Genomic DNA, 23,969 nt, shown 5'->3' with positions numbered 1-23,969 from the left:
ACCTTGCGACCGCCCTCCCCCATGTAACCATCCTGTAAATCATAGCGGCGCACTCGAGTTTTACCGTGATGCGGTCGCGCCTAGCGCTCCACTGTGCTAAAGTATCCCGAACGTTCAAACGACTACGAGGGGGAACTAGAAGATGGCACGTGTGCACAACTTCTCAGCTGGCCCGGCCGCACTGCCCACAAGCGTGCTCGCCGAGATCGCCGACGAGATGATGGACTACCGCGGTTGCGGCATGTCCGTGCTCGAGATGAGCCATCGATCTAGCATGTACCAGCAGATCATCGACGACGCCGAGGCAACCCTACGCCGCCTGCTGAGCATCCCCGACAATTACCGTGTCCTGTTTTTGCAGGGCGGCGCCACGCTGCAGTTTGCGGGCATCCCCATGAACCTCATGCGCCGCGGGCGCGCCGGCTACATCGTGACCGGCAACTTTGCCAACAAGGCGTACAAGGAGGCCGCCAAGTACGGCGAGGCCGTGCTGCTCGCGAGCTCCGAAGACACCAACTTCGACCGCATCCCCGACATGGCCGACATCAACGCGCGTATTGCCGCCGAGGCTGCGGGCGACGGGCTCGACTACGTCTACATCTGCCAGAACAACACCATCTTTGGCACCATGTACCGCGAGCTGCCTAACTGCGGCGATGTGCCGCTGGTCGCCGATGTTTCGAGCTGCTTTTTGTCGCAGCCACTCGACGTCGAGCGCTACGGACTCATCTACGCCGGCGCTCAGAAAAACGCCGGCGCCGCTGGCGTGACCGTGGTCATCGTGCGCGACGACCTGATCGCCGACGGCCCGGCCTTTGCGCAGACGCCGCAGTACATGAACCTTAAGACCCAGGCCGCCAAGGGCTCCATGCTCAACACGCCCAACACCTTTGGCATCTACGTGTGCGGCAAGGTGTTCCGTTGGGTTGAGCAGACCGGCGGACTTGCCGCCATGGCCGAGCGCAACTGGGCCAAGGCCAACCTGCTCTACGACCTGCTCGAGCACAGCGAGCTGTTCCATGGCACCGCGCAGGCCAACAGCCGCTCCATCGCCAACGTCACGTTCCGTACCGGCGACGCCGAACTCGACGCGGCCTTTGTTGCGGGCGCGGCAGAGCACCAGATCCAAAACGTCAAGGGCCATCGCCTCGTCGGCGGAATGCGCGCCAGCGTGTACAACGCCGTCACCATGGAGGACGTGCAGGCGCTGGCCACGTACGTGAAGGACTTCGAAGCGCAGCATAGTTTGAGCCCGCGATCTAACTAGCCCGCAACACGCGGGCCGACCAGCCACTTCAAACCACTTGTTATAAACAAATCCGCTAAGGAGTTTTTCATGCGCAAGATTAAAACCATCGACGACATTACCAAGGACGGCAAAGTCGAATTTGGCGAGGGCTACGAGTTTGTGGGCACCGCCGAGGAGGCCGACGCTATTCTGATGCGCTCCACCGACCTGCACGGCCACGAGCTGCCCGAGGGCATCCGCGCCATCGCCCGCTGCGGCGCCGGCGTCAACAACATCCCCGTCGAGGAGTACGCCAAGAAGGGCGTCGTCGTCTTTAACTCCCCCGGTGCCAACAGCAACGCCGTCAAGGAGCTCGTCCTGGGCATGCTGGTGCTTTCGAGCCGCGGCGTCGTGCAGTCGATGAACTGGGTGCGCAACAACGCCGACGACCCCGAGATTCAGGTCGATGCCGAAAAGGCCAAGAAGGCCTTTGTGGGCCGCGAGCTCAAGGGCAAGCGCATCGGTGTCATCGGTCTGGGCAACGTGGGCTCCAAGGTCGCCAACGCCTGTGTCGACCTGGGCATGGACGTTTACGGCTACGATCCGTTCATTTCCGTCGAGCACGCGTGGGTGCTGAGCCGCGAGGTGCAGCGCGTGGGCACGCTCGAGGATCTGTGCCGCGGCTGCGACTACCTCACCGTGCACGTGCCCAGCAAGGCCGATACCATCGGCATGATCAGCACCGAGCAGATCGACCTGCTGGCCCCGGACGCCGTGCTCATCAACTACGCGCGCGAGACCATCATTGACGAGGACGCCGTCGACGCCGCCCTGCGCGCGGGCAAGCTCAGCTGGTTTAGCTGCGACTTTGCCACGCCCAAGACCGTCAAGATGCCCAACACGTTTATCACCACGCATTCGGGCGCCGGCACCGGCGAGGCCGAGGCCAACTGCGCCGACATGGCCATCAGCGAGCTCAAGGATTACCTGGAAAACGGCAACATCGCGCACAGCGTCAACTACCCCGCCTGCAGCATGGGCAAGGCGCGCGCCGCAAGCCGCATTGCCTGCCTGCATGCCAACGTGCCCAACATGATCGGCCAGATCACGGCCATTCTCGCCAAGGACAACGCCAACGTGCAGCGCATGACCAACGAGTCCGCTGGCGAGAACGCCTACACCATGTTCGACACCGATGAGCACCTGGACGGCAGCACGATCGAGGCACTCAAGCATATTCCGTCGATGTATCGTGTGCGCGTGATTAAATAGCGCCGGCGCCAATCCTGCCAGACAGACCACGAAGCCCATTCGGCCCCCGTTTTCACGAAACGGGGGCCGATTTTGTTGCTCCGGACGACTTTAAAATGATACCCATAACAAGTTTTTTCAGATAATCGATAGTGAGGCTCAAGTCGCTAAGCACACCCGCTTTGATAAACAGCTTTATCAGGGACTTTAGTAGGTAAAAATCGATCTCTATGTGCCGAATGTAAGTTGACTGTCCATTTTCCGAAACAACTTATTCTAGATAGCATTTTTAAGGCCCCTCCAAGGCGAAATATAAGTCTTTTTGTGACCAAAACTCTAGTCCGCGCGACCGTTTTCCACCCGCGCGGCTACATTCCTGCCCAATCGATAAAAATCTCCTCACGAAGCCGCCGTTCGAGCTCCTGCTGTCGCGGCGTCTTGTCTTTCAGCGGCACATCGAGATAGGACATGATGAGCTCCATCACCACGCGGAAGGCATCGGAGTCGGCCAGCTGACCATAGGTCATCAGAATGACGGGATATCCCATCGCTTGCAGCGCCGTCGTTCGATCGGAGTCCGAAATCTTGGATTCAATGGATCCGTGAATGGCTTTACCCTGGCATTCAACCAGACACTCTCGGCTGCCGTCCTTATTTGCCAGCAGGATATCGGCATAGCGCCTATCAAGCCCCGAAATCAGGCGGGCGCTGCGCGTCATACGAATCTCAACGTTATTGGTAAGGCTCAGCCCTTCTCCGCCGCGCAACCTCGTAAGGCCAAACAGCATCGAAGCCTGGACCTCGAGCGGCGATGCTGCCACCCCCGTAATGCATTTCGCGGCTCGTATGAACGATTTAGCGCCGCGGAGCCCCCGGACCTTATCGACGAACTCTGTAAGCTCAGAGAGCTCGATCAAGGGAGGTCGTTTCCACAAGTCCGTTGGATTCCCCGAGACATCCTTTACGTTTTCCCAGCCCGACCGTGCGTCACCCCACCGGCCCCCGTATGCCTGCTCAAGTGCCGACTTTACCTGAGGCGCAATCTTGCACACGGCAAAGGTGCCGCACATCTCATACATGCACATGATTAGACGCTCGTTTGAGACCGAGGAAGCCAGGGTCAGCAGGGTAAAGAGTGGGGACGCAACATCGAGGCCAAACTCCGTCTGCCGCACGGAATCAAACGGCCTCTCCCCGTTCCAAACATGCCTGACAATGCGATCGCCCTTACGTCCGCAGCTGCCCTGCGCCAACACGTGTAACGGGGTGCCCAGGAAATGCGTGACGAGCGGATGCTCACATAGGTGCTCCCTGCGCGGATCGTCCGCAGAATCGGGCAGGTCCGGCATTATTGCCAAGACCTGTGGAGGTATCCGGTGATACCGAAAGGCAGATATGTCGCACAGCATGTCGTCCATGAAGGGTACGTACCCGCTGCGTCGCTTGTGAACCCGCCCGGACGGCAAACGCGCTGGCTCGGCCTGCGAACGGTAAATACTGCCACGCCCACGTCGCGGATCTCTCAGGAGGCTTACAATCGGTTTGGAAAGCAAACTGATTGTGAGGTTGCATATGGTTGATGAGGATTTTGCCTGGCGGCTTGCGCAGGAGCTTGTGCGGATCGACAGCTCAGACCCGGGCGCGTATGAGGATGAAATTGAGCGCTTCATTAAGAGGCTCATTGAGCAGCAGCTGGCACAACTTGATAGTTCTGCGCTCGATGCCGTGCAGATTGAGGAGCTCGAAGTGCTGCCCGGGCGCCGCAACCTTAAAGTCACCGTGCCGGGCCAAAGCGACGAGCCGCGGCTGATCTATATCTGCCACATGGATACCGTCACCTTGGGCGATGGCTGGGACGCAGACATCGAACCGCTTGGGGCGGTTGTGCGCGACGATAAACTCTATGGCCGCGGTGCCTGCGATATGAAGGGTGGCCTGGCCTGCGCCATTGCCGCACTGGTCCATACGCTCGAGCGCGTGGCGGCGGATGGCGCGCTGCCACGCCGCGGCTTTTCGCTCATCTGCTCGGTCGACGAGGAAGACTTCATGCGCGGCTCAGAGGCCGCGATCGATGCTGGCTGGGTCAGCTCGCGCGAATGGGTGCTGGACACCGAGCCCACCGACGGACAGATCCAGGTGGCGCACAAGGGGCGTACGTGGTTCGAGATTGAAATGGCTGGCGTGACGGCGCATGCGAGCCAGCCTTGGAAGGGCGCGGATGCCGTCGCCGCCATGGCCGAGGTCGTGTGTTCGCTTCGTCGCGCGTTTGCGGCGCTGCCCGCGCACGATGAGCTGGGGCCTTCGACCATCACGTTTGGCCAAATCGAGGGCGGATATCGCCCCTACGTCGTACCCGACCGCGCCAAAGTCTGGGTCGACATGCGCCTGACCCCGCCGACCGATACGGCCGCCGCAATCAATATGGTCGAGCATGCCATCGCCGTCGCCGAAGCCGCCGTTCCCGGTTGCCATGGCAGCTACACCGTGACGGGCGACCGCCCCGCCATCGAGCGCGACCCGAACTCTCCCCTTCTAGCAGCGCTCAAGCGTGCCGCCGATGACGTAACGGACGCGGACACGACCGTCGGCTTCTTTACCGGCTACACCGATACCGCCGTCATTGCCGGCAAGACAGGCAACCGCAATTGTATGAGCTACGGCCCCGGCTCGTTGGCGCTCGCACACAAGCCCGACGAGTATGTGCCCCATGCCGATATCGTTCGCTGCCAAAACGTGCTCATCGCGCTTGCCGATAACACGCTCTGGGACGCAAGCGGCCAAGTTGGGGCATAATAAGCCGCGAACAAACCGACTCGCGCGTTAGGACCGCCCATGAAAGCACTTCCGTTTCCCTGCATCCGCCCGGCTCAGGACCGTGTGCTCGAGGCGCTGCCTGCGATGGGCGGTATCCTGAGCGGCAACGACGCCCTGCGCGGCGCCATTGCTGACGGCCTAATGCTCAAGGATCCAGGCGCGGCGTATTACGTGTACGAATGCTCGGGCGAGCCGGGTCGCGCGACGGGTGTCGTGGCGATTTGCCCGGTTAACGTACTGACGGGTAGCGACGAGGCTGCCGCCGAGAGCGTCGACGCACTCGCCGCCGCGCGCGCGATCGCCGAGCTTAAGGTGCAGCCGCGCCCCGTGTCGCTCGCCTACGAGGCGTCGCCCGTCATGGATATCATTTTGAGCGCTGCCAAAGAGGGCGCATCGCTCTACGCCGTCACCGATCCCGCGGGCGTCACACATCGCGTGTGGGAGGTCAAGCGCGAGGACGCCGTTGCCGCCATCCGTGCCATGCTCGATCAGGCGCCCGACCCGGTGTTCGCCGGTGACTCCGCCTATGTCGCCGCACTGGCTGGGGCATCGCAGATTCTGGCCGACGAGGCCCGCGCTGCCGGCGCCTACTCTGGCAAAGAGCCGTTCAACTTTGCTGTAGCCGTGCTGTTCCCCGCCGCGCAGGTCAGCGGCAGCGCGCCGCAGGTTCCGACGGGTCTGCTCACTCACCAGGTCTCACGGTTCTAGCGAACTCAAACGCTAAGCTGGAAAACCCAGCATCCAAACAAACAAGGGGCGGAGATGCAGCAAACGCATGCACCTCCGCCCTTTTCGCATCAAACAATTACGCCGGTAAACCGGGCCGCAACGTCAGCGTTATCCACGCTGCGGACCTGCCGCCGCCACGAGCGGCTCTAGCCCCAGCTCGCGCGCGTAGTCTTCCTGCGTAAAGACTTCGACCAGTTCAAACGTATCGGCCGCATCGTCAAACGCAAAATGCAGCACTGAGCAGTTGCCCGGCACGCGTTCGCGCTCGTCGGCCGCCGCGCCCCGCACGTGGTCCAAAAACTCCTTGATAGCTGAGCCATGACTTACCGCGAGCACGCACGTATGGTCCGGACGCCGCATAAGATCGGTCAGCGTCGCCACCATGCGCGTGCGCACCTGGATCTGGCCCTCGCCGCCAAACTGCCGATAGAAGTCGCGCCACGGGCGCTCGGGCATAAGCATCACGCGCTCGGCCTCAAAGTCGCCAAAGAACCACTCACGCAGGCCGTCCAGGCGCTCGTACGCCAAGCCCGGCCACAAGTTGGCGATAGTCTGCTCGGTGCGATGAAGCGTAGAGGTGTAGGCATGATCGGGCTCAATGCCGCGCGCACGTAAAAACATGCCGGCGCGCGCCGCCTGGTCGCAACCCAACTGCGTAAGCGGCGAGTCACTCCACCCCTGAATGATACGCTTAAGGTTGAATATCGTCTGTCCATGACGGACCAGATACAGATCTTTATTCATAGGGGTCCTTTCGTTCGTTACCAACCCAAGAGCGAAAACGCCCCGTCGCAATAGCCAAAATGAAGCACGGCACCGTTGTCGGGTAGCTCTCCCCCGCCAGTCACATACTCAAGAAACTCCTGGCAGGCTGAGCCGTGGGAAACCGCCAGCACGCAGTCGTGCTGCGGCCGGGCCATAATACGGGACAGCGCCGCGACCATGCGCGACTGAAGCTGCACTTCCGACTCGCCGCCAAAGGCCACCGGATAATCGCCCCAGGGCTGCGGCGGCATCTCGCGATTTGATGTGCCCTCCAGCGAGCCAAAATGCCACTCACGCAGGTCATCGACCAGCTCAATGGAACGGCCCTCGCCAACGATAAGCTCGGCCGTATGCCGCGCCCGGCCCAACGGCGAGGAATACACATGATCAAAGGCCACGCCACGCGCCGCAAACGCCGTACGCGCCGTCAGCGCCTGCTCGCGCCCGCGCGCCGTAAGCGGCGAATCGTGCCAGCCCTGCAAAATGCTCTGCACATTGAGCTCAGTCTGCCCATGCCGCACCAAATACAGATCTGCCACACGCTCTCCCCTCGTACCACCACAAAGGGGACAGGCACCTTTGTGGTGGTTTACCGTCTGATCACGCCGCGGTGACGCTCAGCTACACCAGCACGTCGGCGAGCGGGCGCTTGGGTACGTGGTGCACCTGCGCATCGTCACGCCAGTAATTAATTGAGCCGTCGGGGTTGGAATCGATCGCATCGATCATCTGCGTCTCGGCCGGCACGCCAAAAGCCATGATCAGCTTGAGCTCATACTTGTCGTTATCGAGCCCCATAGCATCGATCGCGCGGGGCGTAAAGGCCTTGAACATGCAGGCTGCCACCTCGGGCGTGGCGCTGCGAGCGGCGAGCATCATCGTCTGCGCGGCAATGCCCGTGTCGACCTCGGTGATGGGCGCGGCGGGCTTACCCGGAACAGCGCGCTCGGCAAGAATCGCGATGTAGCCGGTCGGACGCTCGCCCTCGGCAGGACCCGACCAATCCTTAAGCGCGCCGGCCCATGCAAGCTCATCAAATACACGCGCGCAATCCTCGGCACCGCTCACCACATGAAAACGCAGACGCTGAGCATTGGCGCCGCAGGGAGCCAGGTGCGCCAGTTCCGCCAGCTCGAGCAAAAACTCGCGCGGCACGCGCATGGACTCGTCAAAACGGCGGCACGTACGGGCGCGGCGGACCAGCGCGTCAAACGTGTCCAGGCCAAGCTTTTCGCAACCTTGCTTTGCCATCGATTCGACACTCGACGGTGCCTCGGGAACTGCTTCGTTCATAGGGACCCCCAATACAAGCCAATTGTCCTTAGGAAAATCTAACCTAAAACGTAGGCAATAACGAACAGGGCTGCAATGTTCTACACCTGTTGAATAGAAAATCGCGACGTGGGGAACAACGGAAACAATTCGGGGCCTTTGGGTTACGTTTCGCCCTCCCCGACCCATACGTCAGCGCCCTTAGGGGATACTGGTTGTAACGATCAAGGCTTACGCCGCACGGAAAGGAGACTTATGGGCATCTTTAAGAACGATGATCAAAAATCGAGCCAGTTTGGATTTGACGAGAAAAGCATGGCGGGCAAAGCCGTCAAGGCCGTACGCTGGATCTACGCCATCACGGGCGTCTTAGCACTCATTGCTGGTATCGCGCTGCTTTTTGCACCTGCCAAGTCCCTCGTCTTTTTGACGACTGTCCTGGGTTTTTACTTTGTAATCACTGCTGCCATCAGACTATTCACTGCCATTTTTGAGCCGCTGCTGCCCACCGGCTGGCGCGTGACGAGCATCATCTCCAACCTACTCATTATCTTGGGCGGCGTCATAATCCTGCGCAACCAGGCCTTCTCGACCGCGACGCTCACCACGATGGTGGTTATCGTGGCCGGCTTTGGCTGGATTGTCGAAGGTGTCATGTCCATTCTGGAGTCCGAGCTTTCGTCCAACCGCGCCCTCGCTATCCTGAGCGGCGCACTTTCCATCATCGCCGGCATGTTCGTGTTTATCTATCCGCTGTGGTCGGCCAAGATGCTCGTCATCTTTAGCGGTGCCGCGCTGCTGGTGTTTGGCGTGACGCTCATTGTTCGCGCCATTCAGTTTGGCAAACTGGTGCGCTAGATGCCAAAGACGCTCTTTATTGATGCCGACGCCTGCCCGGTCACGCGCGAGTCGATTGACTGCGCGCGGCGGGCGGGCGTCGCCGTTGTTATCGCCGGCAACAGCACGCAAAACCTGGAACGGCACATTCGCCGCGACGACCCGCGCGATGCCGAGCACGCGCGACGCGGCTTTTGGGTCACGACGCTCGACGTGAGCGTGGGCGCCGACAGCGCCGACTTTGCCATTGTCGAACGCCTGCAGGCGGGCGACGTGGTCGTGACGCAGGACATTGGCTTGGCGAGCATGGTGCTCGGGCGCGATGCCGCCGCCATCGGTGTGCGCGGGCGCGTGTACGACAAGGCGACTATCGACATGCAGCTGTTTATTCGCCACGAGGAAAAGAAGGTACGCCGCGCCGGCGGACGCACTCGCGGTCCGGCAGCATTTACCAGCGAAGACCGCGCCCGCTTTAAACGCAACCTCACCGAGTTGCTGCACTAACCAAGGTAGATTTTTGAGACATGCCTAAAATCTACCTTTTTGTTTTGAGCGGTGTGAGCGCTCGGAATCCATGGCTCAACAAAAAACGGGCTTCAAAATGCCATGCGTCGCCGCATTGCGCAGGCGCTGAGCATGGCTATTTGAAGCCCATTTTTTAGGCCTACTTAGAGGCCAACGGCGGAGAGGATGAGGCCCCAGCCAGTGCCGATGACGTACATCATGATCAGGAACACGGCATTTTCGCGGGCGCTGCGGTTGGTGCGGAACAGCACCAGATAACCCACGCCGGCGGAAATGAGCGTGCCGGCGAGCATCGGCGCCAGTTGCAGCGCGCCTTCCAGATACAGCTGTGTAATGACCACGCTCGCCGAGCAATTGGGAATCAGCCCGACAAGCGCCGAACCCAGGACAGCGAGTGTCTCGTTGCCGCGCAGGAACTGCTCGATCGCGGACTCGCCGAACGTCTCGAGCACGGCGACCAGAATCAGCGTCACCAGAAAAATGAATACCGAGACCTGCACGGTGTGCGAGATCGCACTGCGGATGATCGACAGGACAGGCGTCCCTTCGTGGGAGTGAGAGTGACCGTGACCATCATGGTGTTCATGTTCGCCCTCATGACCGTGATCGTGGCCATGTCCGTGTTCGTGCTCGTCCTCGTCTTCATCACAACCGCAATGGTCGCGCTCGCACAGCTCGTGGATGTGGTCGGCGCTCACGCCTGCCTCGGCCACCTCGTCGATGATGTCACCGCCGCTGTGGTCGTCGTGCGCGCAGTTCACGTGGGCCGGGTTGGCCGCGGTTCCCAGCACGGTACGGCGAATCGCCGCGTGCGCGCGGGCGTTACGGCGCAGGCCGCGAATGGCAGCGTCCACGATAAAACCCGTGACCAGTGCGATCAGCGCTTTCGAAGCCAAAAGCATCGCCATAGTCTGCACGGGAACCTGCTCGGCAAGCAACAGCGGCAGCATCTCATCGGAGGTCGAAAGGAACACCGCCACCAACGTGCCCAAGGTCACGACACGGCCGGCGTACAGCGTTGCTGCCATGGCCGAAAATCCGCACTGCGGCACCATGCCCAGCAGCGAGCCAACCACGGGACCCGCAGCGCCGGCGCGCTTGATAGCGCCGTTGACGCGGTCGCCCGCAACGTGCTCAAGTGTCTCGAGAGCAAGATACGTCACCAACAAAAACGGCACCAGCGACAGCGTGTCCTTGCCGGCGTCGAGCAGAATATCAATCAGTAAATCCATGACGGATGGAACCTTTCGTGTCTTTCGGCAGCATTGTAAAAGTCCTAGCGGTCAACTAGGGTATTGTAGTTGTCCCGGGCGCGGTGCCAATAGTTGCCTATGGTAAACTATCATCTCGCCATAACTCAGTAACCTCGAGCCGCACAACGCGGCCCGTCCAAGGAGTAGCATATGAACGTATCGCAAGCACTCGAATACGAGCGCCAGCCGTTTATCCCCATGTTTATCTACGGCGACCACGGCGCCATGGAGTCCGAGCGCCAGAAGGGCGAGGAGGCCCTCAAGGTGCTCGAGACCGAGTACTTTACCGCCGAGGGCGACCCCGGCTTCGACTTTGCCACCGTGCGCGACCTGGCCGACCGCAACCGCGACCTGTGCGACCAGATTGGCGAGGCGCGTCTGCGCAACGTGACGCCCGCGACGCTCTCGCGCGGCCTGTCCGATGCCGACACCTGCGCCGCCATCGGCAAGATGCAAAAGCGCACCGCCGCGTCCGTTATGCGCGAAATCCGCGGCGACCGCGACGCGCTCGGCGTGGCCTACGCCCGCAAGCCCATCCAGGGCACCGTGCTCGGTATCGACATCGAGACCACCGGCCGTGCACCCGAGCGCGGCTATATCATCAACGTGGGCTGGGAGATCATGGAGCTCACCAGCGACGCCGTCCCGCATGACGCCGAGGCACACTACTGCGGCCTGCCCGACATCTACCGCGGCGAGGATGTGCCGTTGTCGAATATCCACCACATCACCTGGGACGACATCGACGGCAAAAAGCCGTTCCGCGAGAACAAAGAGCTGCAAAAGCAGCTGCTCAAGCTTATGAAGAAGTACCCGTACATGGCACACAACGCCGCCTTTGAGGACAGCTGGTTCAAGATCCACCTGGACGGCTACGCCGAGGCACGCCGCGCCGGCAAGATCATCGTCATCGACTCGCGCCAGATCTGCCGCAGCCTGGACGCCGACGTGCGCTCGCTCCCCCGCGAGTCCGCCCCAGCCGCGCTCGAGAACTGGGCACGCCGTCGCGGCACCCTCGCGCCCGACGCCAACGAGCAGCATCTGGGTCTGGACGACACCGACCTCATGCTCCGCACGGTACAGGCCGAGTTCAACCTCAAGAACCTATTCGCGAAATAGCAACGCCTGCGACAAACACTACTTGCTCACGAGCGGCCTCGCAGCGGGAAACACCGCAGCGGGGCCGCCCTACGTTCCACAGATAGATCTGCCATCACATATTCTGAACCCTCATTTTGAACGATTTCGGCCAATTCCCGACACGTAATTCGTTGTCGGATGGTGATGCATCGATATCAAATGTGCAGCAATTGAGTTTTTATATGCTATAGCTAAGCTGCGATAACATTGATTTTAGGCATGCCAACCCATAATTGCGTCAAGCTTTTGGACAGCATTTGGTTAGGCCCCTAAAACGACTTTCCCACTCAGCGCCATCAGCACGGCATTAGCTGACACGATATATACCATGAGTATCGTATTGTCACATACCACTGCAAAAGCGGTCTACCAGGCCGCGCATTCGGCGTCTACGAAAGACACCGAGCCCTGTAACCCTGCCGCGATTTACGGATCATGTCCCACCGGAACGCTCCTTGACGCAGCCGCAGAATGGCTCACCAAACACGATGTTTCCCTTGACGCAAATGATTGCCTCGAAGTAATGGTGTTTGATCGCAGGAATGCGCGCTATGCAATGAACTGTCAATGCCACGTTTCGTCAAAACGATTCTCGAGCTCACGCTTTATAGAGCTCAAAGATGGCATCTTCATTGTTGGCGTTGAGCTTTGCGCACTTCAGGCCGCCACCTATCTCCCTTTTCGCGAACTGGTGGAGTACTACTTTGAATTGTGCGGCGCTTACTCCCTTGGAACCGGCTCTTCCACCTCGTATAACGAACGTTTCGCGCTCACCTCGACCGAAAGGTTAAAACAGTTCTTTAATTCCATTACCAGATGCGACGGTCTGGCCCTTGCCCGAAAGGCGATTCAATGTGTGCGCGACGGATGCCGGTCTCCTATGGAAACGGCCTTTGTCATGATGCTAACGCTGCCTAAAAGCGAAGGAGGGCTTGGTATTAAGGGAATTGAGACCGATTGCGAGGTGCAGGTCACCGCTGCCGCAAAGAATCTCACGAGACGCAAAAAGTTCTTTATGGATGCGTATCTAAAGAAATCTCGCACAGACATTGAATACAACGGGTTTTATCATGACGCGGAAGAAGACCGCGCCATCGATGAGGAGCGCAAGAATGCGCTTGCGTCCATGGGATACGGAATCATCACCGTCAGTCGTTATTCCTTTATGCATGCCAGCGCTTTCGTTAGGGTCATGGAGGCGATCCAACGGAAAGAGGGCATACGCCCCTCGCGTCTGCCAAAAGACTTTCAAATCATGCAAGAGGACCTGAGACAGTTTGTGCTCAGAAGGTTTATAGAAGAGAAAAAGAGAATTCAGAAGCAGCTTCGCCAGGATTCCGAAGATCGTCAACGAATCGACCTCGAAAAAGCAACACTCGAAGGCATCACGCTGGATGACCCGACAATAAATGAAGTTCCGGCAATCGATGACATGCAGACTGTCGAATCCGACAGCCCATCATTTGCCCAAATAAGCAGCCTCGCGCCCGAGGGCAGAATCTTCGGGGCCGGAAGCTAGACCGGCTAACAAGGTGGGTACCCTAGCGATGTGCATAATTGCGAGTATTCAGCAGGGTCGGCCCTCCAGCACCCACAAGTTAATCCAAATGAAAAACAAAAACGCTATCGAACGGGAACGTTAGGCAACATTTGAGGAAGGCCTTGTCTGTTTACCGCCCTTGGATAACTCTTGAGCGGCTTTATTTGGCCTGGAATAGATTAACGGACCCCCTATAGTTGCAGAATACTCCAATTTTTGCACGGCGCGGGGGCACCCACCCCGGCATCGGCTATCAAAACCGCTCAGTCCGGAATCTCGTCCACTATTCCCCATCATTTTATGCGACGAATTACCTGTACGTCATTGACATATGAACATGCGCTCATATAATCGGAAGTAAGTTATATGAGCGCATGTTCATATGAAAGGATATTGCAATGAGCAGCCACGCTGATGAAACAAAGACTGGCATCGAGGCCACCGAGCCGATCGTCCCCACCACCTGCTCGCCCGAGGACCTTCCCGACGAGGAACTTCTCTACGACCTTGCCGACCTGTTCAAGGTCTTCAGCGACACCACGCGCATCAAGATTCTCTATGCCCTCATGGGCCGCGAGCTCTGCGTGGCTGACATCGCCGAAGCGACCGCGACCTCGCAGTCTGCGGTGTCGCACCAGCTGCGCACGCTTAAGCAGTCGCACCTGGTCAAGTTCCGCCGCGACGGCCGCAACATTCTCTACTCGCTCGCTGACGATCATGTCTATACCATGCTCAACCAGGGCATGAGCCATATCTGCGAATAGCAATCAACCACGGTATCAGCGCGGCCGGCACCCAGACCGCCAACACAGGGAAAGGAACCCACCATGAAAAAGCAGTTTAAGCTCGACGAGATCGATTGCGCCAACTGCGCGCGTGAACTTCAGGACGAGCTGGCTAAGCTCGATGGCGTCAAGTCCGTTTCGGTCAACTTTATGACCCAGAAGCTGACGCTCGAGGCCGACGACGCCAAGTTCGACGAGGTCCTGGACCGCGTCGTTGAGTTCACCGCCGACGCCGAGCCGGACTGCGAGATCATTCTCTAACCCGCGCACACGTTGACCTGTAAGGCCGCGCTTGCCGCGGCCTTTGCTCGCGAAATTATATGAGCAAGTGTTCATACACTCAAATGGGAGGTTTGAATCATGGCAGCCGCCGACCCCAAAAAGAAAAAGAAGAAGCGCAAGAAGAAAGAGTCCCTTGAGCACAAGCGCAACCGCATCCTGGTAGCACTGGGCATTTTTGCCGTTGTTTATGCCCTCGACGAGCTCGGCGCCCTCACTATCGCATTTGGGGAGCCCGGCAACATCTACGCCAGCTTCGCGCTGTTCCTCGTGCCGTTTTTGATTGCCGGCTACGACGTACTGCAAAAGGCATTCAATAACATCCGCCGCGGCAAGGCCTTCGACGAGAGCTTCCTCATGGCCGTCGCGACCATCGGCGCGTTTGCCATGGTGCTCTTCCCCGACACCGACCCGCACATGGCCGAAGGCGCCGCCGTCATGCTGTTCTACCAGGTCGGCGAGTTGTTCCAGGCATACGCCGTGGGCAAGAGCCGCAAGTCGATCAGTGCCATGATGGACATCGCGCCCGACTACGCTAACGTCGAGCAAGCCGACGGCACACTCGAACAGGTCTTTCCCGATGACATCGCCGTCGGCACCGTGATCGTGGTCAAGCCCGGCGAGCGCGTGCCTATCGACGGCGTCATCGTCGAGGGCAAAACCCAGCTCGACACCGCCGCGCTCACGGGCGAGTCAGTCCCCCGCCCCGCCAAGACCGGCGACGATATCATCAGCGGCTGCATCAACATGACGGGCCTCATCCACGTGCGCACCACCAAGCCCTTTGGCGAGTCAACCGTCGCGCGTGTTCTGGAGCTCGTGGAGAATGCCAGCGAAAAGAAGGCGCGCACCGAGAACTTCATCACGCGCTTTGCCCGCGTCTACACCCCCGCCGTCACTGGCGCTGCCGCGGTGCTCGCGCTTGGCGGCGGCCTGGTGACTGGCGCTTGGTCCGATTGGATTCTGCGCGGCCTGACCTTCCTGGTCGTCAGCTGCCCGTGCGCCCTCGTGATCAGCGTACCGTTGAGTTTCTTTGGCGGCATCGGCGGCGCGTCCAAGCTGGGCGTTCTCATCAAGGGCTCCAACTACCTCGAGACGCTCGCCGACGTGGACACCATCGTCTTCGACAAAACGGGCACCCTCACCAACGGCACGTTCTCAGTCGTCGCGGTGCACCCCGAGGCTGGCTATACCGAGCAGTCGCTGCTCGAAGTCGCAGCCCTTGCTGAGTCGTTCTTCGATCACCCCATCGCGCAGTCCGTGCGCGACGCCTACCAGGGCGAGGTCGACCCCAAGCGCGTGAGCGACTCCGCCAACGACGCGGGCCACGGCGTGACGGCAACCATCGACGGCAAGCACGTCGTCGTTGGCAACGCCAAGATGCTCGCCGCGGCCGGCGTTGAAGCACCGGACTGTGAGGTTGTCGGCACGATCCTCCACGTGCTCGTTGACGGCGTGTACGCCGGCCACATCGTGATTGCAGACACCGTTAAGGCCGATGCGGAGCAAACGATTCGCGACCTGCATGCCGCCGGTATCAACCGCACCGTCATGCTCACGGGCGACCGCGAGGAGGTTGCAGCGTCTGTGGCCAAGCAACTCGGTCTCGACGAGTTCCACGCGCAGCTCCTGCCGGGCGACAAGGTCGAGCGCGTTGAGGCGCTACTCGCGGCCGAAAGTGGCAAGGGCAAGCTCGCCTTTGTCGGCGACGGTATCAACGACGCTCCTGTGCTTACGCGCGCCGATGTGGGCATTGCCATGGGCGCCATGGGCTCCGACGCCGCGATCGAGGCCGCCGACGTGGTGCTGATGGACGACAAGCCGTCCAACATTTCCCGCGCGATCCGCGTGGCGCGCAAGACCATGTCGATTGTTTGGCAGAACATAATCTTTGCGCTGGGCATTAAGCTGCTGATCCTTGTGCTGGCAGCGCTGGGTATCGCCAATATGTGGCTTGCCGTCTTTGGCGACGTAGGCGTGGCGATCATCGCCATCCTGAACGCCATGCGCGCGATGGGTGTCAAGAACCTGTAGCGCTCGTGGTCCCTCCGGCCCCGGCCTGCATTGACACAGCTGGCGGTTCTTGGGCATCGCTTGCTGGCGGGGTTCCTTTGCTGAAATGGACTTGGCCGAAAGGGCCGCTGGTCCCGGTCGCTGGTTCGCGCTTTGCGTGAACTCCGCGCTACTGTGGGTCAGTTAGGCTTCTGTTGTTGGACCCGCTACATCTTCCCGTCTCAGCATCGATCTTAGCTTCTCGAAGCTCTCCTCGCTCAGGCAGTGCTCCATGTGGCAGCCCTCTTGCGACGCGACCTCGGGCGTTACGCCTGCGTCCTCTAGCAGACCTACAAAAAAGCAGTGGCGCTCCCACATTTGACGGGCAACCTCAAGACCGCGTTCCGTCAGATGCACGTCGCGTTTGCCCATCTCCACGTAGCCGGTGCTCTCCAAGGCCGCCATGGCTTTAGAGACGCTTGCTTTGGTTACGCCCAAGTATTCGGCAACGTCGATCGAGCGCACGATACCCTGACGTTCCGACAGAACGTAGATCGATTCGAGATAGTCTTCTCCGGATTCACGTAGGGCCATGGGCCGCCTTTCGCGATGATTGCTAGTTAGCCTTTGGATACTTTCCACGGCTAACTTTACCGCAAAAGTTGCCCATGTCTTACTACTTTGTCTAAAAGTTAGCCGTGTTTCACAAAACGTGCGGGACGAAAACAAAATGGGGACGCCCCGCAAGGAGTGTCCCCAGGCGCCGGGTGCCGGCCCGCAGTTACATCAATCCAAAGTGCTTCGCGGCGTTGTAGATGCCGTCGTCGTCCACGGCGGTCGTTACGTAGGTCGCTGCGGCCTTCACGGTCTCCTGCGCGTTGCCCATGGCCACACTTGTGCCCACGGCCGAGAACATCGACAGGTCGTTCTCGCCGTCGCCAAAGGCAATCGCCTCGCTCGCGTCGATGCCCAGGCGCTCCAGCGTCGCCGCCACGCCCAGGTCCTTGCCGCCGTTAGCGGGAATAATGTCGCAGAACAGGTCACACCAGCGCGTGGTGAGCGAATGCGACACGGCATCGGTCACGATATGCTCGTCGGCCGGGTCCACAAAGGCGCAAAACTGGTAGACCGGCGCGTCAAAGGCGTGCTCAAACGGCTCCTCGTGGTAGACGATTCCCGCGTTGCTGCCAGCCGTCACCACGCGCTCGGACAGGCGGTTCACAAACGAGTTCTCGCCCTGCATGCACAGCGAGTCATAGCACCCCTGCGCCACCTGGTCCACGATCACCGCAACGTCGTCCGGATCAATCGGACAGCTGCGGTAAACCCCCTCGGCATCAAAGCAATGCTGGCCCGAGAGCGTAATGTACGCATCCCAGCCCAGGTCGAACAGCCAATCGGGCATCTGGTAGGTCGGGCGACCCGTAGCAATCACGCACGCGATCCCCTGCTCGTGAAAGCTGTCGAGCACCTGCTGCGCCGACGCCGGAATCCGGTGGGTCTTAAAACTCAGCAGTGTGCCGTCGATATCGAAAAACGCGGCTTTGATCATCCTCGTTTACTCCTCGCCCTCGAGCTTTTCGCTCGCCTCGAGCCACGCCATCTCCAGCTCGTCCATGGCGGCGTGAGCCTCGTCGATCTTTGCCTGCTGCTCGCCCAGCGCCGTGTAGTTGGTGGGGTCGACCTGGGCCATGGCGGCCTCGGCCTCCTCCACGCGGGCGCGCTGCGTCTCCATCTTGCGCTCGAGCGAGCTCACCTCGCGGCGGAGCTTCTGACGCTCGGCGTTGGACAGTCCGTTGGGCTGACCGCTCGACTTGGGCTTTTCGGCCGCAGCCGCCGCGGCACCGGTGTCAAACGTGCCGGTCTTAGCGCTCGGCGCGCCCACGGGCTCGCCCTCGGCGGTAGCGTTGCACAGGCGCAGGTACTGGTCCACGCCGCCGGGCATATGCGTCAGATGGCCATCGAGCAGTGCCCACTGTTGGTCGGTCACGCGCTCCATCAAAAAGCGATCGTGCGTCACCAGGATCAGCGTGCCGGGCCAGCCGTCCAGCAGGTCCTCGACAATCGCGAGCATGTCGGTATCCAGGTCGTTGCCCGGCTCGTCCAGGATGAGCACGTTGGGCTCGTCCAGAATCGTCAGCAGCAGCGACAGGCGACGGCGTTGACCGCCCGAAAGATCGCCGATACGGCTCCAGAGCTGCTGAGTCGTAAAGCCCAGGCGCTCGCAGAGCTTCTCGGGCGAGGTCTCCTTGCCATCGATGACGTAGTACTTTTTATAGTTGCCGAGCACCTCGCGGATTGTGTCGCCCATGTAGGGCTCGAGCTCCTCGAGCTGCTGCGACAGCACGCCAAAGCGCACCGTCTGGCCAATCTTCACGCGGCCGCGCAGGGGCGCGATCTTGCCCTGAATCACGTCAAGCAGTGTAGACTTGCCGGCGCCGTTCTCGCCCAAAAGACCATAGCGGTCGCCCGCACCAATGAGCCAGGTCACATCGGTGAGCACCTGCTTGGGCGCGCCATCGGTATCCGCATAGCCGGCGTCCACGTCGATCACGTCGATGACCTGTTTGCCCAGGCGACTCACGGCGAGGCGCTTGAGCTCCAGCTCGTCGCGCACGGGCGGCACGTCGGCGATCAGCTCGCGGGCGGCTTCCACGCGAAACTTGGGCTTAGTGGAACGGGCCTGGGCGCCACGGCTCAGCCATGCAAGCTCCTTGCGCGCCATGTTGCGACGGCGCTCCTCGGTAACCGCGGCCATGCGGTCGCGCTCCACGCGCTGAAGGATATATGCGGAGTAACCGCCCTCGAAGGGGTCGACCTGGCCGTCGTGGACCTCCCACATGCTAGTGCAGACCTCGTCCAAGAACCAGCGATCGTGCGTGACCACGAGCATGGCGCCCTGGCCGCGCTGCCAGCGAGCCTTAAGATGGCGTGCAAGCCAGTTGATGGTACGCATGTCCAGGTGGTTGGTGGGCTCGTCGAGCATGAGCACGTCGTAGTCACCGATCAGCAGGCGCGCGAGGTCCACACGACGGCGCTGGCCGCCCGAAAGCTCGCCCACCATGCCCTCCCAGGGCACATCGCTAATAAGGCCAGCGAGGATCTGACGTGTACGCGGGCTCGAGGCCCACTCGTACTCAGGCGTGTCACCGACGACAGCATGATGCACGGTGTCGGTATCGACCAGGTTGTCCTTTTGGCCGAGCAGGCCGATCGTGGTGCCGCGGCGATGCGTCACGCGGCCGTCGTCGGGCTCCAGCGTGCCGGCGAGTACACTCAGCAGCGTCGACTTGCCGTCGCCGTTTTTGCCGACAATACCAATACGGTCGCCCTCGCCCACGCCGAGCGTTACGCTATTAAAAATATGCTTGGTGGGAAACTCTAGGCTGACGGAATCGCATCCCAAAAGAATCGCCATATGCCCTGCTCCTTCGTAGAAATTCAACGTTGTCCATGATAGCAGCGAGCCCCATCCCAAACCACCACGAAGGCGCCTGTCCCCTTTGTGGCGGTCGTTTCGGTCGCAGAGCAAAAAGGCGGGCCATCTCCCACAAGAGATGACCCGCCTCTCCAATCAGTCCCGCGGCAACCGTGGCCGCCGCGGGCCTCAAGCATGTCCCGGACTAGGAGAACATGCCGGTGAGGTAATCATTCAGCCGCTTATCCTTGGGCCGTTGGAAAATCTCGTCGGTCTCGTCGTACTCGACCATATCGCCCATGTAGAAAAACGCCGTGCGGTTGGACACGCGCGACGCCTGCTCCATGTTGTGCGTCACGATGACGATGGCGCGGTCGGCCACGATCGACGACATGAGGTCCTCGATCGCCAGCGTCGAGATGGGGTCGAGCGCCGAGCAGGGCTCGTCAAACAGGATTACGTCGGGGTTGAGCGCCAGCGTGCGCGCAATGCACAGACGCTGCTGCTGACCGCCCGAAAGCGCGTAGGCGCTCTTGTCGAGCTTGTCTTTGACCTCGTCCCACAGCGCGGCACCGCGCAGACTTTCCTCGACCATGCGGTCGAGCTCGTCACGGTCGGTGATGCCGTGGCGCTTGGGCGCAAAGGTGATGTTGTCGCGAATGGACTTGCGGAAGGGGTTTGGCTGCTGGAACACCATGCCGATGGAGCGACGCAGCTCGTACGTGTTCTCGGTCTTGGTGTTCACGTTGCGCCCGCGGTAGTTGATCTCGCCCTCCACGCGACAGCGGCGAATCTCGCGATTCATCAGGTTGAGGCTACGCAAGAAGGTCGACTTGCCGCAGCCCGAAGGCCCGATGAGCGCCGTGATCTCACCCTTGTGGAAGTCGAGCGACGTATTGTGCAGCGCATGGTGGTCGCCATAGTACACGTTGACGTCCTTGGCGGAGAGCACGACCTCGTCGCTCACGGCCTTGCCGCTCACGCGCACGCGCCTCTCGCTCTCCCCCACGCTCGACAGAAAGTCCTGGGGGGTGTCGGACGTGGCCGCCTCGGTTGCGGGCGTCGCATTCGTCTCGCTCATTCGGCCGTCATCCTCCTTGCCAGTTGCTTGCCCACGATACGGGCGACTACGTTAAACAGCAGCACGCAAATCATCAGCAGTGCCGCAGTGCCCCAGACGATCTGCTGGGCCTCGGGGCTGCCCTCGCCATAGATCTTGTAGATGTGCACGGCCAGCGACTCGCCGGGACGGAACACGTTCCAGGCGCAGGTGGGGCTCGACAGGTTAAAGCTCAAGAAGTTCAGGCGAACCGGCGAGCTCATGCCCGAGGTAAAGAGCAGCGCCGCGGCCTCGCCAAACACGCGGCCGGCCGAAAGCACGATGCCGGTCACGATGGCGGGCATGGCCTCGGGAATCAGGATGTGCAGTGTGGCCTCCCAGCGAGTGAGGCCCATGGCCAGGCATGCATCGCGCTGGGCCTGCGGCACGTCCTCGAGCGCCTGCTGAATCACGCGCACCAGGATGGGGATGTTGAACATGGTGAGCGCGACGGCGCCGGAGATGATGGAGTACTTCCAGCCCAGCTGCACCGAGAACACCAGAAAGCCGAACATGCCTACGACAATGGAGGGCAGCGAGGACAGCGTCTCGATGGCGGTCGAGGCGATGTCGCGAATAGGCCCATCGGGCGCGTACTCAACCAAAAAGACCGCGCCGCCCAGGCTGATGGGCACCGAGATGATCAGGGTGATCAGCAGCAGATAGAACGAGTCGAACAGCTGGTAGAGCACGCCGCCCTGCGTTCCGTTGGCGCGTGCGGGCTGCGTGAGAAAGCCCGGCTGGAACAGCGTCGAGATACCCTCGAACAGGATGTAGGCCACCATGGAGACGACGATAAGCATGACGATGGCGACAATCGCCGTCAGCACGCCCGTGGCGATGCGGTCCTGCTTTTGGACAAGCCCGAGTCTCGCCTCGTCGATGTGGATGCGCGTGCTAGCCACGAGCCTTCGCCCCCTTGCGGCCGATAAGGTGGATGATCAAGATGAAGATGAGGCTCATGCCCATCAGCAGCAGACCGAGCGCCCACAGGACGTCGTCCTGGGCCGAGCCCTCGGCATAGACCGCCATGGACGTGGTGAGCGTGGTGGTGATGGTAGACGCCGGCGACAGCAGCGACGTCGGCATGGCCTCGATGCCGCCAATGACCATGCGCACGGCGAGCGTCTCGCCAAAGGCGCGGGTCATGCCAAGGATGACTGCGGTCATGAGCGACGGCATGGCGGACTTGAGCACCACGTGCCAGATGGTCTGCCAGCGGGTGTAGCCCAGCGCGAGCGAACCCTGGCGGTAGCTATCGGGCACGGCGCGCAGGCCATCGACCGAAAGCGTGGTCATCGTCGGCAGAATCATGACTGCCAGCACGATAGCGCCGGGCAAGATACCCAGACCCGTGCTCACATGGAAAACGCTCTTCATAAGGCCGACGACCACGTGAAAACCGATCAGGCCAAAGACGACCGAGGGAATGCCGGTCAAAAGCTCAATAAGCGGCTGAAAGACCTTGGAGCCAAACTTAGGCTGGATCTCGACCGCAAAGATGGCAGAGCCGATGGCGATGGGCAGCGCGATGAGCGTGGAGAGCACCATGACCGCAAACGAGGTGACGATCAGGGGCAGGGCGCCGGTGTAGGGCAGGCCGTTTTCGGCTGTGTTGGCCAGGTCCCACTTGGTGCCGGTGAAGAACTCGACGACCGAAACGCCGTCCTTGAGAAAAGCCGAGAGGCCCTTTTGGGCGACCATAAAGATGAGCGCGGCAACGACAAGCGTCACGAGCGCTACGCACGCGCCCGTGACGCCCAGGCCCACGTTCTCAAGGTCGCGCTTTGGCAGCTGTTTTGCCATTGCAAACCTTTCCGGGGCGATTACTTATTTAGCGGAGACCTTGCCGCTGGCGTCCTTGACGACCTTCATAGCAGAGACGGGGATAAAGCCCTGCTCCTCGACGAGCTTGCCCTGGACGTCGTCGGAAAGCATGAACTCCAGGAAGGCCTTGGTGGCCTCGTCGGCGTCCTTGGAGCAGTACATGTGCTCGGTCGCCCAGATCTTGAAGGAGTCGTCGGTGACGTTTGCGCTCTTGGGCTCCACGCCCTCGACCTTGATGGCGTTGAACTTGGAGTCGTCGAAGTGCGAGAAGTCGAGGTAGGAGATGGCATTGTCGGTGCTGCCCATCTGAGTCTGGACATCGCCGGACTTGTCGAGCTCGGCGTCGCCCTTAAAGTCGACGGCCTCGTCGCCAAAGACGGCGGCCTCGAAGGTGGCGCGGGTGCCGGAGCCGGCCTTGCGGTTGAGAACGACGATCTTGGCGTCGTCGCCGCCGACCTCCTTCCAGTTGGTGATCTGGCCGGAGAAGATACCCTTGAGCTGCTCGAGGGACAGGTCGTCGACCTTGACGTTCTTGGAGACGACGGGGCCCATGCCCACGACGGCGACCTCGTGGTCGACGAGGTTCTTGACCTGGTCGGCCTCGAGCTTGGTCTCGGCGAAGACGTCGGAGTTACCGATAGTGACGGTGCCGGCGGCAACAGCGGTCAGGCCCTTGCCCGAACCGTTACCCGAGCCGGAGACGGAGACATCGGGGTTGGCGTCCATGAACTTCTCGGCAGCGGCCTCGACGAGAGCCTGGAAAGAGGAGGCACCGTCGTAGGTCACCTCGCCGGAGACGGACTCGGCAGCAGCGGCGCTACCCTTGTCGGCGGCGTCGGATGCGCCGGAGCCGCCGCAACCAACGAGACCGAGGCCCACGAAGCTGGCAAGACCACCAGCGAGGCCGAGGAACTGACGACGAGAATAAGCCTGATCGAGCATGATCTTCCTTTCATACATGCAACTCGCGGGCACCCTGCCCGCTTTGCTGTTTGGAAAAATACGGCCCCGATCGGGTAGTACCCGCGCCAACTGCGGTTTCTTACGGGCATTTGATAAACCCTTACCGCAAGCGCAGCACGGCCTTTACAAACGAATAACAATCCAGCGCCGAACATGGCGCACCTTTTACACCAATAGGGGGTGCGGACAGAAAGTTGGACCGCGGGGCGGTCCGGACTGGAGGTTCGCATGTACAGCAGGGAGAAGGTCGAG

General features: G+C 60.8%; 23 protein-coding genes. 11 read left to right on the top strand and 12 right to left on the bottom strand.

Annotation, left to right across the window (positions count from 1 at the left end; genetic code table 11):
• The first annotated feature begins 142 nt into the window (after nucleotides 1-142).
• Nucleotides 143-1,267 (top strand): 3-phosphoserine/phosphohydroxythreonine transaminase, encoded by a 1,125-nt coding sequence (serC, locus tag ACRX4W_RS08055; RefSeq protein WP_117772992.1) that lies wholly within the window; start codon nucleotides 143-145, stop codon nucleotides 1,265-1,267.
• 69 nt (nucleotides 1,268-1,336) lie between these two features.
• Entirely contained in the window at nucleotides 1,337-2,500 is a 1,164-nt protein-coding gene (locus ACRX4W_RS08050; protein ID WP_432299977.1) for a phosphoglycerate dehydrogenase, read from the top strand.
• Nucleotides 2,501-2,847: 347 nt separating this feature from the next.
• Here the strand turns inward: ACRX4W_RS08050 and ACRX4W_RS08045 are convergent, their stop codons facing one another.
• The gene (locus ACRX4W_RS08045; RefSeq protein WP_147335433.1) at nucleotides 2,848-3,828 is read right to left on the bottom strand and encodes a hypothetical protein; all 981 of its coding nucleotides are present in this window, start codon (nucleotides 3,826-3,828) and stop codon (nucleotides 2,848-2,850) included.
• A gap of 223 nt (nucleotides 3,829-4,051) precedes the next feature.
• Between ACRX4W_RS08045 and ACRX4W_RS08040 the strand changes: the two genes are divergently transcribed.
• Both ACRX4W_RS08040 and ACRX4W_RS08035 read left to right on the top strand, forming a co-directional pair.
• Nucleotides 4,052-5,272 carry a M20 family metallopeptidase gene (locus tag ACRX4W_RS08040; protein ID WP_117772996.1) on the top strand — a complete coding sequence of 407 codons (1,221 nt, stop codon included), beginning with the start codon at nucleotides 4,052-4,054 and terminating at the stop codon, nucleotides 5,270-5,272.
• 39 nt (nucleotides 5,273-5,311) lie between these two features.
• A complete protein-coding gene (locus tag ACRX4W_RS08035; RefSeq protein ID WP_117563978.1) occupies nucleotides 5,312-6,001 on the top strand; it encodes a DUF1015 family protein in 690 nt (229 codons plus the stop codon).
• Between the two features lie 129 nt (nucleotides 6,002-6,130).
• On the opposite strand, the gene ACRX4W_RS08030 is transcribed toward ACRX4W_RS08035, so the two are convergent.
• From ACRX4W_RS08030 to ACRX4W_RS08020, 3 genes are all read right to left on the bottom strand, one after another.
• Complete coding sequence (locus ACRX4W_RS08030) at nucleotides 6,131-6,766, bottom strand: histidine phosphatase family protein (RefSeq protein WP_117772998.1); 636 nt, start codon at nucleotides 6,764-6,766, stop codon at nucleotides 6,131-6,133.
• A gap of 17 nt (nucleotides 6,767-6,783) precedes the next feature.
• Nucleotides 6,784-7,326, bottom strand: coding sequence for a histidine phosphatase family protein (locus ACRX4W_RS08025; protein ID WP_055252053.1), 543 nt, complete (start codon nucleotides 7,324-7,326; stop codon nucleotides 6,784-6,786).
• An 82-nt stretch (nucleotides 7,327-7,408) separates the two neighbouring features.
• A complete protein-coding gene (locus ACRX4W_RS08020; protein ID WP_158558592.1) occupies nucleotides 7,409-8,080 on the bottom strand; it encodes a nitroreductase family protein in 672 nt (223 codons plus the stop codon).
• A gap of 234 nt (nucleotides 8,081-8,314) precedes the next feature.
• Here ACRX4W_RS08020 and ACRX4W_RS08015 point away from each other — a divergent pair, with 234 nt between their 5' ends.
• Both ACRX4W_RS08015 and ACRX4W_RS08010 read left to right on the top strand, forming a co-directional pair.
• Nucleotides 8,315-8,917: an HdeD family acid-resistance protein gene (locus tag ACRX4W_RS08015; RefSeq protein ID WP_117773002.1), complete on the top strand. Its 603-nt coding sequence runs from the start codon at nucleotides 8,315-8,317 to the stop codon at nucleotides 8,915-8,917.
• The gene (locus tag ACRX4W_RS08010; protein WP_117563982.1) at nucleotides 8,918-9,400 is read left to right on the top strand and encodes a YaiI/YqxD family protein; all 483 of its coding nucleotides are present in this window, start codon (nucleotides 8,918-8,920) and stop codon (nucleotides 9,398-9,400) included.
• Between the two features lie 164 nt (nucleotides 9,401-9,564).
• Here the strand turns inward: ACRX4W_RS08010 and ACRX4W_RS08005 are convergent, their stop codons facing one another.
• Nucleotides 9,565-10,653 (bottom strand): putative manganese transporter, encoded by a 1,089-nt coding sequence (locus tag ACRX4W_RS08005; RefSeq protein ID WP_089572076.1) that lies wholly within the window; start codon nucleotides 10,651-10,653, stop codon nucleotides 9,565-9,567.
• A gap of 171 nt (nucleotides 10,654-10,824) precedes the next feature.
• On the opposite strand from ACRX4W_RS08005, the gene ACRX4W_RS08000 reads away from it, so the two are divergent.
• From ACRX4W_RS08000 to ACRX4W_RS07980, 5 genes are all read left to right on the top strand, one after another.
• Nucleotides 10,825-11,793, top strand: coding sequence for a 3'-5' exonuclease (locus ACRX4W_RS08000; protein ID WP_055252061.1), 969 nt, complete (start codon nucleotides 10,825-10,827; stop codon nucleotides 11,791-11,793).
• A gap of 349 nt (nucleotides 11,794-12,142) precedes the next feature.
• A complete protein-coding gene (locus ACRX4W_RS07995; protein WP_148315876.1) occupies nucleotides 12,143-13,333 on the top strand; it encodes a hypothetical protein in 1,191 nt (396 codons plus the stop codon).
• Between the two features lie 419 nt (nucleotides 13,334-13,752).
• Entirely contained in the window at nucleotides 13,753-14,118 is a 366-nt protein-coding gene (locus tag ACRX4W_RS07990) for an ArsR/SmtB family transcription factor (protein WP_055252065.1), read from the top strand.
• Between the two features lie 63 nt (nucleotides 14,119-14,181).
• A complete protein-coding gene (locus ACRX4W_RS07985; protein WP_055252067.1) occupies nucleotides 14,182-14,400 on the top strand; it encodes a cation transporter in 219 nt (72 codons plus the stop codon).
• Between the two features lie 99 nt (nucleotides 14,401-14,499).
• On the top strand, nucleotides 14,500-16,452 hold the full coding sequence (locus tag ACRX4W_RS07980) for a heavy metal translocating P-type ATPase (RefSeq protein WP_432299971.1): 1,953 nt from the start codon (nucleotides 14,500-14,502) through the stop codon (nucleotides 16,450-16,452).
• 162 nt (nucleotides 16,453-16,614) lie between these two features.
• Here the strand turns inward: ACRX4W_RS07980 and ACRX4W_RS07975 are convergent, their stop codons facing one another.
• The 7 genes from ACRX4W_RS07975 to ACRX4W_RS07945 all read right to left on the bottom strand — a co-directional run bounded on the left by ACRX4W_RS07975 (nucleotide 16,615) and on the right by ACRX4W_RS07945 (nucleotide 23,696).
• Nucleotides 16,615-17,004 (bottom strand): metal-dependent transcriptional regulator, encoded by a 390-nt coding sequence (locus ACRX4W_RS07975; protein ID WP_055252669.1) that lies wholly within the window; start codon nucleotides 17,002-17,004, stop codon nucleotides 16,615-16,617.
• Nucleotides 17,005-17,191: 187 nt separating this feature from the next.
• Nucleotides 17,192-17,962, bottom strand: a complete 771-nt coding sequence (locus ACRX4W_RS07970) for a Cof-type HAD-IIB family hydrolase (RefSeq protein WP_368151963.1) — start codon at nucleotides 17,960-17,962, stop codon at nucleotides 17,192-17,194.
• Between the two features lie 6 nt (nucleotides 17,963-17,968).
• Nucleotides 17,969-19,828: an ABC-F family ATP-binding cassette domain-containing protein gene (locus ACRX4W_RS07965; protein ID WP_432299969.1), complete on the bottom strand. Its 1,860-nt coding sequence runs from the start codon at nucleotides 19,826-19,828 to the stop codon at nucleotides 17,969-17,971.
• Nucleotides 19,829-20,033: 205 nt separating this feature from the next.
• Entirely contained in the window at nucleotides 20,034-20,909 is an 876-nt protein-coding gene (gene pstB, locus ACRX4W_RS07960) for a phosphate ABC transporter ATP-binding protein PstB (RefSeq protein WP_117757752.1), read from the bottom strand.
• On the bottom strand, nucleotides 20,906-21,832 hold the full coding sequence (gene pstA, locus ACRX4W_RS07955; protein ID WP_117757753.1) for a phosphate ABC transporter permease PstA: 927 nt from the start codon (nucleotides 21,830-21,832) through the stop codon (nucleotides 20,906-20,908). The genes pstB and pstA overlap by 4 nt, the downstream gene beginning before the upstream one ends.
• Nucleotides 21,825-22,733, bottom strand: coding sequence for a phosphate ABC transporter permease subunit PstC (gene pstC / locus ACRX4W_RS07950; RefSeq protein ID WP_117735919.1), 909 nt, complete (start codon nucleotides 22,731-22,733; stop codon nucleotides 21,825-21,827). The genes pstA and pstC overlap by 8 nt, the downstream gene beginning before the upstream one ends.
• A 24-nt stretch (nucleotides 22,734-22,757) precedes the next feature.
• A complete protein-coding gene (locus tag ACRX4W_RS07945; protein ID WP_432299966.1) occupies nucleotides 22,758-23,696 on the bottom strand; it encodes a phosphate ABC transporter substrate-binding protein in 939 nt (312 codons plus the stop codon).
• Nucleotides 23,697-23,969 lie beyond the last annotated feature (273 nt).

Source organism: Collinsella aerofaciens, from assembly GCF_964283865.1.
Taxonomy (GTDB): Bacteria; Actinomycetota; Coriobacteriia; order Coriobacteriales; family Coriobacteriaceae; genus Collinsella.
Note: the sequence above shows the minus strand (reverse complement) of the source record. Positions and strands in the feature narration are given on the sequence as shown.